At 56.4% G+C, this 13,123-nt stretch carries 10 protein-coding genes; all 10 read right to left on the bottom strand.

What is annotated here, in order from left to right:
• Positions 1 to 14 precede the first annotated feature (14 nt).
• Complete coding sequence (locus ENH71_RS15635) at positions 15 to 1,193, bottom strand: acetyl-CoA C-acetyltransferase (protein WP_294135436.1); 1,179 nt, start codon at positions 1,191 to 1,193, stop codon at positions 15 to 17.
• Positions 1,194 to 1,239: 46 nt separating this feature from the next.
• On the bottom strand, positions 1,240 to 3,177 hold the full coding sequence (gene acs / locus ENH71_RS15630) for an acetate--CoA ligase (RefSeq protein ID WP_294135438.1): 1,938 nt from the start codon (positions 3,175 to 3,177) through the stop codon (positions 1,240 to 1,242).
• Between the two features lie 42 nt (positions 3,178 to 3,219).
• Complete coding sequence (panC, locus tag ENH71_RS15625) at positions 3,220 to 4,074, bottom strand: pantoate--beta-alanine ligase (RefSeq protein ID WP_294135440.1); 855 nt, start codon at positions 4,072 to 4,074, stop codon at positions 3,220 to 3,222.
• Between the two features lie 17 nt (positions 4,075 to 4,091).
• Positions 4,092 to 4,904, bottom strand: a complete 813-nt coding sequence (gene panB / locus ENH71_RS15620; RefSeq protein ID WP_294135444.1) for a 3-methyl-2-oxobutanoate hydroxymethyltransferase — start codon at positions 4,902 to 4,904, stop codon at positions 4,092 to 4,094.
• Between the two features lie 43 nt (positions 4,905 to 4,947).
• Entirely contained in the window at positions 4,948 to 5,595 is a 648-nt protein-coding gene (locus ENH71_RS15615; RefSeq protein ID WP_294135446.1) for a deoxynucleoside kinase, read from the bottom strand.
• The gene (gene pcnB, locus ENH71_RS15610; protein ID WP_294135448.1) at positions 5,595 to 7,142 is read right to left on the bottom strand and encodes a polynucleotide adenylyltransferase PcnB; all 1,548 of its coding nucleotides are present in this window, start codon (positions 7,140 to 7,142) and stop codon (positions 5,595 to 5,597) included. The genes ENH71_RS15615 and pcnB overlap by 1 nt, the downstream gene beginning before the upstream one ends.
• A 542-nt stretch (positions 7,143 to 7,684) precedes the next feature.
• Positions 7,685 to 9,076 (bottom strand): sigma-54-dependent transcriptional regulator, encoded by a 1,392-nt coding sequence (locus tag ENH71_RS15605; protein ID WP_294135450.1) that lies wholly within the window; start codon positions 9,074 to 9,076, stop codon positions 7,685 to 7,687.
• A gap of 36 nt (positions 9,077 to 9,112) precedes the next feature.
• Complete coding sequence (locus tag ENH71_RS15600; protein WP_294135452.1) at positions 9,113 to 12,040, bottom strand: ATP-binding protein; 2,928 nt, start codon at positions 12,038 to 12,040, stop codon at positions 9,113 to 9,115.
• Positions 12,030 to 12,206 carry a hypothetical protein gene (locus tag ENH71_RS15595; RefSeq protein WP_294135454.1) on the bottom strand — a complete coding sequence of 59 codons (177 nt, stop codon included), beginning with the start codon at positions 12,204 to 12,206 and terminating at the stop codon, positions 12,030 to 12,032. The genes ENH71_RS15600 and ENH71_RS15595 overlap by 11 nt, the downstream gene beginning before the upstream one ends.
• A gap of 11 nt (positions 12,207 to 12,217) precedes the next feature.
• Positions 12,218 to 13,117: a tRNA glutamyl-Q(34) synthetase GluQRS gene (gluQRS, locus tag ENH71_RS15590; protein ID WP_294137927.1), complete on the bottom strand. Its 900-nt coding sequence runs from the start codon at positions 13,115 to 13,117 to the stop codon at positions 12,218 to 12,220.
• Between the last annotated feature and the right edge of the window lie 6 nt (positions 13,118 to 13,123).

Below are 13,123 nucleotides of genomic sequence, written 5' to 3'. Positions count from 1 at the left end.
AATCTCTCTCGCCGTTAACGCTCCACGGCGATAGCAACGCCCTGGCCACCGCCGATGCACAGCGTCGCCAGGCCCTTGTGGACATCCCTGCGGATCATTTCGTGAATCAGGGTGACCAGCACACGACAGCCCGAGGCGCCGATCGGGTGACCCAGGGCAATGGCGCCGCCGTTGACGTTGACCTTGTTCATGTCCCACTGCAGCTCTTTGCCCACGGCGAGAGACTGAGCTGCGAACGCCTCATTGGCTTCAATGAGATCGAGCTCGTCCAGAGTCCAGTCAGCCTTTGCCAGACAGCGTCGCGTGGCGGAAACCGGACCGATGCCCATGATGGCTGGGTCGACGCCAGCATTGGCCCAGGCTTTGATCGTTACCAGAGGTTTAAGCCCGGCCCGTTCGGCGGCAGCCCTGCTACAGACCACGACAGCTGCGGCGCCATCGTTCAGTCCCGAGGCGTTGCCAGCAGTAACGCTGCCGTCTTTCTTAAACACAGCAGGCAGCCGTGCCAGCGATTCGGCTGTGGTTCCGGCACGTGGCCCCTGATCCTGGTCTACGACCACAGCGCTGCCTTTGCGCTGTGGTATTTCAACCCCGATTATTTCGTTTTTGAACCGCCCTTCGGCAATCGCGTCATTGGCTTTCTGCTGCGACAGTGCCGCAAACGCATCCTGCTCGGCGCGGCTGATACTGTATTTCTCTGCCAGGTTCTCAGCGGTAATGCCCATGTGGTAGTCATTGAAAGCATCCCACAGACCGTCATGCAACATGGTGTCAACTGCCTGCCAGTGCCCCATTTTTTGCCCTGTCCGTGAGTTGGGCAGCACATGCGCTGACCGGCTCATGTTTTCCATGCCACCGGCCACGATCATTCCGGCGTCGCCACTGGCGATGGCCTGTGCGGCCAGGTGCACCGCTTTGAGACCGGAACCACAGACCTTGTTGATCGTCATGGCTGGCGTTTCGAAGCCCAGCCCCGCGTTCACACTTGCCTGCCGTGCAGTATTCTGGCCGCAGCCGGCAGTGAGCACATGACCCAGAATGACCTCGTCAATCTGCTCCGGGCTGATGTTGTTGGCTGCCAGCAATTTTCTGATGACCTGGCTGCCCAGATCGGCGGCAGTGATGGCGGCGAGATCGCCCTGAAAGGTACCAATGGCGCTGCGCCCGGCAGCGACGATAACTAAATCCTGCATAATTGTTGCCTGTAGACTCTGTTACGTAAGAAATTATGGACAGATATCACCGGTTGAAACGATTGGCAATTAGCTGTTCAACCACTGACGGATCTGCCAGCGTGCTGGTATCACCCAGATTGTCAGTTTCGTTGGCCGCGATTTTGCGCAGAATCCGCCGCATGATCTTGCCCGAGCGGGTTTTGGGCAAGCCGGGCGCGAACTGAATGATATCTGGCTTCGCGAACGCGCCGATCTCTTCTGCCACGAAGGCGATCAGTTCTTTGCGCAATGCCTCCGACTCTTCAACATCGAGCATCAGCGTGACATAAGCGTACACCGCCTGACCCTTGATGTCGTGCGGGAAACCAACAATGGCCGCTTCAGCAACGGCCGGGTGCAACACCAGGGCGCTTTCAAGCTCCGCAGTACCCAAGCGATGGCCGGATACGTTGAGAACATCGTCAACGCGGCCGATGATCCAGTAATATCCGTCCTCGTCCCGCCGCGCGCTGTCGCCGGTGAAATAGTAACCCGGATAGGCCGTGAAATAGGTGTCGATGCAGCGTTGATGGTCCCCGAATACGGTGCGAATCTGACTGGGCCAGCTTTGAGTTATCACCAGATTGCCTTTGCCGGCACCGGTGATGATATTGCCCTCTGCGTCCAGAAGTTCGGGCTTGACCCCAAAGAATGGCAATGTTGCCGAACCGGGTTTCAAATCCGTGACGCCGGCCAGCGGACTGATCATGCTGGCGCCGGTTTCGGTTTGCCACCAGGTGTCGACGATGGGGCAACGTTTTTCGCCGACTATATTGTAATACCATTCCCAGGCTTCCGGATTGATCGGTTCACCGACCGAGCCCAACAGGCGCAGCGACTGTCTGGAGGTTTTTTGCACCGGCGCATTGCCCATACTCATCAATGCCCGCAGTGCGGTGGGTGCCGTGTAAAAAATATTCACCTGATGTTTGTCGATGACTTGCCAGAAGCGAGAGGCATCGGGGTAAGTGGGTACGCCTTCAAAAACAAGTGACGTGGCACCATTGCAGAGTGGGCCGTAGACAATATAGCTGTGACCTGTGACCCAGCCGACATCGGCCGAGCACCAGAAGACTTCGCCTTCGTGATAGTCAAAGATATATTTGTGGCTGATGGCGGCGCTCAACAGGTAACCGGCAGTGGTGTGCAAGACCCCTTTGGGCTTGCCGGTGGATCCTGAGGTGTACAGGATAAACAGCGGATCTTCGGCATCCATGACTTCGGCCGGACACTGGTCGTCCACCTGGCCGATAGCATCGTGGTACCAGATATCCCGGCCCTCGTGCCACGACACATCGGCGTCAGTGCGTTTGACCACCACAACGCTGTGAACGTCCGGGCAATGCACGAGCGCTTTGTCGACGTTGTCTTTCAGCGGAATTATCTTGCCTCCGCGTACACCCTGGTTGGCGGTAATGACCGACCGGCAATCAGAGTCCTGTATACGGTCCTTGATGGCATCGGGTGAAAAACCGCCGAAAACCACTGAGTGAATTGCGCCGATGCGAGCGCAGGCCAACATCGCGTAAACCGCTTCGGGAATCATGGGCATGTAAATGCAGACCCGGTCACCTTTTTTGACGCCGCGTTGTTTCAGTACGTTGGCCAGCCGGCATACCGCCTGGTGCAGGTCGCGATAGGTGATATGCAGGCTGTCACCGGGATCATCACCCTCCCAGATCAGGGCCGTCTGATCGGCGCGCTGGGGCAGATGCCGGTCGACGCAGTTCCAGCAGGCATTGAGTTTGGCGTCTTTGAACCACGCCACATCGGCCTTGCTGAAGTCACCGCTCAGGACATTCGTCCAGGGCTGGAAAAAGCCCAGAAATTGCTCGGCCTGTTCGCCCCAGAACGTTTCCGGGTCGTTGATGGACTGCTCATACATGCGCTGGTATCCGGCCTTGTCGATCAGGCTGTGAGCGGCCTTGTCAGGATCAACCGGATAGATGTTGGTGTGCGACATGATGCTCTCCTTGGTTAGGGCTCTATTTCTACTTTGCCGTTTTTATTTTTTCAGAGTCACTTCAATATTGTCGATCAGGCGGGTGGCACCGACAAATGCGGCGGTGACGATGACCAGATGTTGGTCTGCGGCATTGGCCGGCGCCAGCGTGTCAGCCTGGCAAATGTTGAAGTAATCGGGTTTTATACCATGGGTTATGAAGGATTGCTGCGCCTCGCGCTCCAGGGCCCGAAAATCCTGGGCGCCGTGAGTCAGGCGCTCGGCTGTTTGTGTCAGTGTCTGGTAGAGTTGTCGCGCCGTTTCTTTCTCCGCGTCGCTGAGGTAACCATTGCGCGAACTGAGGGCGAGGCCGCCAGTGTCACGTTCAGTGGCAACGCCGATAATGTCGATACGAAAACACAGGTCGCTGGTCATTTTACGAATGACCTGGAACTGTTGGTAGTCTTTCAGACCGAATATTGCGATATCCGGCTGAACGAGATTGAACAGTTTGCTGACCACGGTGGCGACACCATCAAAGTGGCCGGGGCGACTGGCACCGCAATGGCGTTCTGATATAGCCGGGACACTGACCACGGTATGGTCGTCCAGGCCGTTGGGATAAATGTCGCTCACGGGCGGGGCAAACAGACAGTGGCAACCCGCGGTCGTCAGTTTTTCGATGTCGGCGTCTGGTGTGCGCGGGTAGGTGTCCAGATCTTCGTTGCGGCCGAATTGCATCGGATTGACAAAAATGGTGCTGACCACAAAATCGGCCCGGGTAACAGCTGTTTCCACCAGCCTGATATGACCCCGGTGCAGATTGCCCATGGTGGGCACCACGGCGATGCGCTTGCCGGCGCGTCGAATGTCATCCAGTAGCGCCCTGAGTTCGTTGACATGATGAATGATCCGCATATCAGCGCTCCCGGTGTTTAGTCAAAGCTGTGTTCTGCCGCGGGGAAGGCGCCCGTTCTGACGGCATCAGCATAACCTCTGATGGCGCCGGCAATGCCGTTGTCTGATTCGGCCAGAAAGTTTTTCACAAATTTTGGCCGGATCGGAGAAATGCCCAGCAGGTCATGCAGTACCAGAACCTGACCGGTTGTGTGAGGTCCGGCACCAATGCCGATGACAGGAATGCTCAGGGTTTCCGTGATGCGCTTTGCCAGCGCTGTCGGAACACACTCCAACAGCAAAATGCTGGCACCGGCCTCTTGCAGCTGCTCGGCCTCCCTGATCATGTTTTGCGCTTGCACCGGATCACGACCCTGCACCAGGTAGCCACCAATGCGATTGATGGACTGTGGGGTCAGGCCCATGTGAACACAGACCGGAATGCCGCGTTCTGCCAGCAGACGAGTCGAGCTGGCCAGCCAGGCACCGCCTTCAAGCTTTACCATCTCGGCGCCGGCACGCATCAGGGCAGCCGCGTTCTCGAGCGTTTCGGTTTCCGAGGAATAACTCATGAACGGCATGTCTGCCATCAGAAAGGCACGGCTGTTGCCCCGTTTGACACACTGTACATGGTAAACCATGTCTGCCATCGTTACCGGCAGGGTATTGTCGTGGCCCTGCAGCACCATGCCCAGCGAATCACCCACCAGTATGACCTCGACCCCGGCGTCGTTGAGCAGACCGGAAAAACAGGCGTCGTAGGCGGTCAGGCAGGCAAATTTGAGACCGTCGGCGCGAATCTTGTTCAGCGTGCTCAAAGTGATGTGTTTTTGTGTGGATTGTGAACTCATGCGAAGCCGCCTCCTGAGTGCCAGCTTAGCGTGACAGATGATGTCACAGCAAGGTCGGTTTGGGGTTGAAGTAGTGCGTTCCCTGAGGCGCAGTCATGATCTGGTTGACCAGTTGCCGGTAGTCTTCATCATGACTGACCAGATCCAGATCGGTACTGTTGACGATCAACAGTGGAGAGCGGTCATAGTAGTGGAAGAACGAGGTATAAGCGTCATTCAGTCGGCTCAGGTAATCGGCTTCAATGGTTTGCTCGGCAGCAATGCCGCGCTTCTGTATGCGTTGCAGCAGGACCTGCGTAGGCGCCTGCAGGTATATGACCAGTTCCGGAACCGGGGCGTCTATGGTCAGGTGTTGATACACATTCTGATACAGCAGAAACTCATCCGGGTCCAGATTCTGACGGGCAAACAGCATGTCCTTGTCGATCAGAAAGTCGGCGATCCTGACCGGCTCGAACAGGTCGTCCTGTTTCAGTTCCTGCAATTGCTGTGCGCGCTGGAACAGGAAAAAAAGCTGGGTTGCCAGCGCATGTTGTTTCGGGTTGCGATAGAAGCGTTCGAGAAAGGGATTGTCCTCGGGTTTCTCCAGCACGATGTCGTAATTGAAAGTCTCGGCCAGACGTTTGGCCAGGCTGGTTTTGCCGACACCTATGGGACCTTCGACGGCGATATAGTGCGGTATGCGTGCCATCAGTCAGTTGACTCCGGTTTGCGTGGTTTACGCCGACGTTTGCGCGGTGTCTTGGGACCTTGCAGGGCATCGATCATCGCATTCTGGGCGTCGCTATCCACCTGCTGAAAGCGGGTCCACCAATCACCCAGGCCGTTGAGCTGCTCACCGGCTGCCTCGCGCAATAACAGGAAGTCGTATGCCGCGCGGAAGCGGGGGTGCGTGAACGCGATCTCAACGCTGCGCCGGTTGCGCGGGCTCAGGCGCAACTGCAGCTCCCAGATCTCCCGCATCATTGCCGTGAAGCGCTTGGGAATGGCGGTGTATTTCAGTTGCTCAACAATGACGTCACCGGCACATTCCTGCAACACGCCCAGTGTCGGCACCTTGTTGCCACAGTCCTGGCGAATGGCATCCTGCAGCGGTGGCCACAACAGAGCGGCGTACAGAAAAGCGGGGGTAACTGACTTGCCGTCGGCCAGGCGATTATCGGTATTGCGCAGCGCCAGTGTTAACAGCTTGCTGTCGATATCATTGTCGTCATCCTGCAGACATTCCAGCGTTGGCCGGAACAAATAGTCAGCGACCTTGTACTGACGGAGCAGGGCAAAGGTTTTCTCTGCGCTGCCATTGGTAAACAGTTTGACGGTTTCATCGAACAGGCGGGCGGAAGAAATCGATTCCAGCAGCGTTGCCAGACGCGGGATGGGTTCTTCGGTGTGCTGCTCAATGCCGAAATCGAGTTTGGCTGCCAGTCTGATCGCGCGCAGGATTCGAACCGGGTCTTCGCGGTAGCGGGTTTCCGGATCACCGATCATGCGGATCAGGCGTTGTTCTATGTCGGGCAGGCCGTTAACAAAATCCAGAATCATGAACTGGTTTGTTGTGTAATACAGGGCATTCACCGTGAAGTCACGACGCACAGCATCTTCGGCGATATTGCCGTAAACGTTGTCGCGTAAAATCATGCCAGTGCTGGAGTGCGCAGAATCAAGGTGCTTGATGTGTTTGCGCGATTCTCCCTCAGTGACCTCGGTTTCTATTTCATGGTGCGCGCGAAACGTTGTTACCTCAATAATTTCCCGGCCGTAGCGCACATGGACAATCTTGAAACGGCGGCCAATGACACGGGAGTTGCGGAACAGATCTCGCACTTCCTCAGGCGTGGCATTGGTTGAAATATCAAAGTCCTTGGGGTGGCCGTCAAGCAGCAGGTCCCGCACGCCGCCGCCCACCAGAAATGCCTGGAAACCGGCGTCGTTGAGCCGGTACAGGACTTTCAGAGCGCTGGCAGAAATGTCCTTGCGCGAGATATTGTGTTTTTCGCGGGGGACAACGGTAACCTTGTTGACGTCGATATCGAGGTTCATTCGACGCAGGTCGTCGCGCGGATCGGATGACTGGCGGTGGCGGCCTGACTGTTGTGTGGTTTTCCGGGGCTGTCTTGATCTGCTTGCCTGGCCGCTGTTACGGGCATCGGCAGGCTTGACAGGAGCCGCTGGCTTGGCAGGTTCAGCGTCAACCTTGCTGGTTTTGCCGAAAAGCAGTCGGGTAAGCTTTTTTAACATCAGATATTCTGTATCCGTTCACATAGCATTCGGCACCGCTGTCGTGAAGACAATGGCATAAGACCTAATAATACACTGAAGTGGCAGAGCTTTGCAGAGATTTGCAGGGATTTGCAGAGAGAAATGCTCTGGGGGGTGACTCGACCCCCCCGCAAGGAAGGTATTTGATTATTTTTATTATTATTTCTTTTTGTTGTTGTTCAGGGGGCACCAAATTTAATGCCTGAGCTCTAAACAGTACCAGTAGCAATCAGCAACTTGCCGACCCATGCCTACTTGCCCATTTTGATTATTGTTGTTGTTATTTTGCACCCATTCAGGATGCCATTTTTATTGTTATCAAGCGTTATTATTGTTGTCTGTTTTTATTGTTATTGCGGTATATAGAGCAGGAAGCGTGCCATAAATAAAAAGATTTTTAAAAACAGTATGTTGGTTATTTGAAGGGGTTTGTCATGTGGCTTGAGCCACACAAAGTGTTACCAAATTTCTCTTGTGCCGTGGGTAGATGGGTATCGGTAACAGTTTTTGTTCGGGGGTTTCTAGGCCTGTTTCTTTTTGCGGGGGAGGCCGAAACGCTGACGTCGCTCCCAAAGACATTTGCGGCTGATGCCCAGCTTTTTCGCAAGTTGGGTTTCATTCATCTGGTCCTGATGCTCCAGCACAAATTTCTGGAAATAGTCTTCCAGCGAGAGCTCTTCCGCAGCGTCGCCCTCGTCACCGGTATCCGACGCATCTATGGTGCGCTCCAGCAGTGAGCGAATGGCACGTTTGCTGCCACTCAGGTCGATTGCCAGCAATTCGGTACCGATATCTTCATTTTCAGCCAGCACCACGGCCCGCTCGATTGCGTTCTCAAGCTCTCTGACATTGCCCGGCCAGGGGTAGGTCGAGATCGCCTGCGTGGCCTCCTCGGTAAAGCGCAGCATGGGGGACTTCAGGCGTTTGCAGGTCCGCACCAGTATGGCGTCAGCTAGCTCCAGAATATCGTTACCGCGCTCTTTCAGTGGCGGCAGCAGCAAGGCCATAACGTTGATCCGGTAGTACAGGTCTTCGCGGAATTCACCATCAATAACCAGTTGTTTGAGGTCCCGGTGGGTTGCAACCACCAGGCGCACATCCACCTTGCGTGATTGTACCGAGCCTACCTTGCGTATTTCGCTTTCCTGCAGAACTCTCAGCAAACGCGCCTGGGCCTCAAGCGGCAATTCACCGATTTCATCCAGAAACAGCGTGCTCCCGCTGGCGGCTTCAACGAGTCCGGTGCGGTTCGCGGTGGCGCCGGTGAAAGCGCCTTTTTCATGCCCGAAAAGCTCCGATTCAATCAGGTTTTCCGGGATTGCCGCACAATTGACGGAAATCATTTCCGACTCGTGCCGATCACTCAATCGATGAATCGCACGGGCGACCAGTTCCTTGCCGGTGCCCGACTCTCCATTGATCAACACAGTGGAGTTGGTTTGTGCGACTTTTCGGATACGGCGGAACAGTTCCATCATTTGCGGACAGCTGCCGATCATGCCCGGCACGGGCGGTTCAGGCGGAGGCTCGTGCGACTTGGCGGCGGGTTGCCGGTCGGCGTTTTCCTTGATGATGCGGGCAACAGCCTGCAGCATTTCCTCGTGTTCAAACGGTTTGGGAATGTAGTCAACGGCTCCCATTTTCATGGAGTCGATTGCCGAGCGCAGGCTGGAGTAACTGGTCATGATCAGCACCGGTGTCCGGGTCGCCTTGATCAGGTCGGTACCGGGTGCGCCAGGCAGCCTCAGGTCACTGATGACGATATCAAACTGTTTGTCGCCCAGTTGCTCAAGCGCCTCTTTCACGGAGCCGGCTTCGCTGACCTGATACTCGTGGCGCTCCAGCAACCGGCGAAGTGCGGTGCGGATTACCTGTTCATCCTCTACAACCAGAACTTTGTGCTGTGCAGTCATGTGTGTACTCAATTACTGGAGGCCGGAATGATTAAATCAGCCTTCAAGCGTGTTTTCATCATAACAGGGAAAACTCAGGATTACTCGTGTTCCGGGGTAGTCCTGGCGCTGTGATGCCTTCATTATATCAATATGTCCGTCGAGGTTTTCAACCAGGCTGTAGACCAGGGCAAGACCCAGTCCGGTGCCGTCCCCGGGTTCCTTGGTGGTGAAAAATGGCTCAAAAACCCGATCCTTGAGATCGTCGGGGATGCCCGTGCCTTCATCGCTGACGCTGACCTGCACAGATGCTGCGATACGCTCGCATTCAATTTTGATGGTGCTGTCCGGCGGACTGGCATCGCGGGCGTTATTAATGAGGTTGACCAGGATCTGCAACAGTTGCTGTGAATCTCCCAGCAGGCGGGCATCGGCAGCACACTGGATATCGAAACGTATTTCTTTGCCTTTTTTATTCAGGGAGACCAGGGTGATCGCTTCATCAATGCTTTCAGCGATACTGACCACTTCCCGGCGACGCTCGGTTTTATTGTGACTGCCGCTGTGCGCAAAATTGACCAGCGACTGCACGATCCTTGATGTCCGGTCAGTCTGCTCGATGATCTGTCGCGCCATGGTGCGCAGCTCATCATTTTGCGTTTCGTCGCGAATATTCTGCGCCAGGCAGGCGATGCCGGTGATTGGATTGCCTATCTCGTGGGCGACACCGGCCGCCAGCCGGCCAATGGACGCCAGTCGCTCACTGTGCGCCAGCTCCTCTTCCAGCAATTCGGTTTCGGTAAGGTCCTCCAGCAATACAATGACGCCGTCCTGACGGATGCGCAAACTGGCGGACTTCTCGATAACGGCCTTGTGCAGACTGATATAACGCTTACTGCCCTGAACCGTCACGGCCTGCTTGTGCAGATGTGCTGATTCGGCGCTGCGAAAGTTGTTGATCAGGCTGTACCAGGGTTGGCCGATTTCGCTGATGTGCAGGCCCACGGCCTCGTCGCTGTTGAGGCCGGTCAGGGTCTCCATGGCGTGATTCCACATCACGATCTGGTCTTCGGGGCCTAGCGAGCACACGCCCAGCGGCAGTTCCATCAGAATCTGCCGGTGATAACGTCGCAGGTTGTCCAGGTCCGCGGCCATGCCGGACAGGTTGCTGCGGTAGGCTTCGATGCGGCTCTCAATGGTCGTGACATCCGTGGTGCCCGGTTCGCTGTTGGAGGAGAATGGCAGAAACCGGTCTATCAGATCATGCGCTATGGCGGGTCCCAGCAGGCCGGAAAGATTGGCCTCCAGGCGGCTGCGCAACAGCCGCAAAGAGTGGGGGCGCGTGTCCTGTCGCTCCATATTAAGATCGCGCAAGGCCTGCACGACTTCGCGGGTGGCGGTGCGCTCGCCCAGCGGTTTGGTGAGCTGAGTGATGAATTCTTCCGGTGATGCGGCTCTTAATCCGGCGCGCCGTTGGCGGCGCAGATTGTCAACGGAGCAGATGTCAGCCGAAATGCGCTCTTCCTTGGAGCTGCGCGTCATCACCGACACCAGCATGAACATGGCGACATTGCACACCAGTGACAGTGCCACAATGCCGCGCGTGTCCATATTGCCCAGTGTGACCAGATTGGTGCTGGCGATGACCGGCAGCACCAGGAATATGACCCAGATGGCAGTGCCAACTGCCAGTCCGGCCATAAACCCTTTCTTGTTGCCACGTGGCCAGTACAGCAGTGCAATAATGGCGGGCAGGAATTGCAGGCTGCCGATCAGCCCGATGTTGCTGACTGCCCGAATGCTCTGGTCGTCGCTCGGCATGTAATAGAACAGAAATCCGCCCCAGATCAGCGCGGTAATCAACAGGCGCCGTTTCCACAACAGCCAGCGGTAAATGTCCTGCTTGGCGGTGGGCTGCCATACCGGCAGTATCAGGTGGTTCAGGCACATGGTGGACAGCGCCAGAGTGATGACAATTATCAGGCCGCTGGCGGCAGACAGACCGCCAACAAAGCCGATCAGCGTGAACAGCTCCGAGCCGTAGTCCATGCCCAGTGTGACGGTGAAATATTCCATGGGATTGGCGCTACCGGCTTTGAGTCCGGCCCACAGGATGGGCAGTACTGGCAGGCTGAGCAGCAGGAAGTACAGCGGCAAACCCCAGCTGGCGATGGTCAGCGCCCGTGGATGGTTGTTTTCATGAAAAGTCATGTAAAACATTTGCGGGGTGGCGACCGCGGCGGTGAAAAAAACCAGCACCATGACCTGGAAGGTGCCCGGCGGCGCCGGTTCTTTCAGTTGTTGCAGCAGCTCCGGCTGCTCCCGTAGCCACTGATCCATGGCGTCCATGCTGCCAAAGCCGGTGTACACGGCAAAACCACCGACCAGCAACAGGGCAACCAGCTTGACCAGCGATTCGAAGGCAATTGTCATGACCAGGCCTTCGTGACGTTCCCGGCCAGAGCCTTTGCCGGTACCAAAAAAGATGGCGAACAGTGTGATCAGAATACAAAAACTCAATGCCAATGTGGTTTGTGATGCGTCGGGCGAAAGCAGGCCGACAATATTGGCAACGGCCTGGATTTGCAGGGACAACAGTGGCATTACACCCATCATCATCACCAGCGTGGTCAGGGTACCCGCCCACGGGCTGCGGTAGCGAAATGCCAGCAGGTCGGCCAGGGAGCTGAGCTGGTAGGTTTTGGTCAGGTTCAGAATCGGGCGCAGGAAGATGGGGGAAAGCAGAAACGCCAGTGAAATTCCGATAAACGGTGCCAGATAACCAAAGCCGTCCCGGAATGCATTGCCGGTGGCGGCAAAATAGGACCAGACACTGGCGAAAACACCCAGCGACAATACATACACCACAGGATGACGGACAATTCTCTCGGGAATCCAGCCCTTTTCAGTAATAAAGGCGATGCCAAACAGGATGGCGAGATAGCCGATCCCGATGGCAAACAGGGTGCTGAGTTCAAAGCTCATCGGCGTTCTGTTCCCGGTAGGCCCAGGCGGCCAGTGCGATGACGGCAAAACAGATCACAAACGGTCGATACCAGGCGCCATCCACATCCAGTGCCCAGTCGACACTGAACAGAAACAGTAGATAGGTGAAAACCAAAAAGATCAGTGTTGATGGTGGTATGTACATGGTCGTTGTTGTCAGCTGAACGAAGAATTGACGGGAATAGTAGCTAACTTGGGTACGCGCTGTATATCCCAGTTTGGAATCGCCCATGCCACCTGCTCGGCGGGCGGCGCCCGACGCAGTTCTGCCGGTGGTTGCTGGCGCAGAAACATCAGTGCTTCGAAAAGATATGTGCTGGCGCTGTCGCGCTGCAAGGGGCGGGCAAAATGCTGTTTGCTCAATTTCTGTCCACGATGATTGGTTGCCACGGGAATATGGGCGTATGCCGGTTGCTGATATCCCAATGCCTGTTGCAGGGCAATCTGCCGGGGAGTGGAGTCCAGCAGATCATGGCCGCGCAAAACATCAGTCACGCCCTGCCACTCATCATCGACCACCACGGCCAGCTGGTAGGCCATCAGCCCGTCACGGCGACGCAGCACGAAGTCGCCGCAGCCGTGACGCAGATTCTGGGAATACCGGCCCTGAATGCGATCGTCAAACGCGCATTCCTGGTCCGGTAGTTTTAAGCGGATCGCACTGCTGCCGGTCGGGGATGTGTCGCGTGAGCGACAAAAATTGTCGTACACGCCACCCAGCGCTCTGACCCGTTGGCGTGAGCAATCACAAGGGTAGGTCAGGTCGTGCCCGGTGAGTTCAGTCAGTGCAGTTTCATAAGCATGCAGCCGTTGGCTTTGATACAGCACCGGCCCGTCCCAGGTCAGGGCAAGGTCTTCCAGGGTAAGCAGAATCTGATCGGCAGCGCCGGCGGGTTCGCGGGCAGGGTCAAGATCTTCCATGCGCAACAGCCATTGACCGCCGCGCGAACGGATGTCCAGGAAGCTCGCCAGTGCGGCGAGCAGGGAACCAAAGTGAAGGGCCCCGCTGGGTGACGGGGCGAACCGGCCAATGATGTGGTCGCTGGCGGCAGTCATCAGAGG

The organism is Pseudohongiella sp., from assembly GCF_011050365.1.
Classification (GTDB): Bacteria; Pseudomonadota; Gammaproteobacteria; order Pseudomonadales; family Pseudohongiellaceae; genus Pseudohongiella.
The sequence above is the reverse complement of the archived record's forward strand: the minus strand, read 5'-3'. Positions and strand labels throughout refer to the sequence as shown.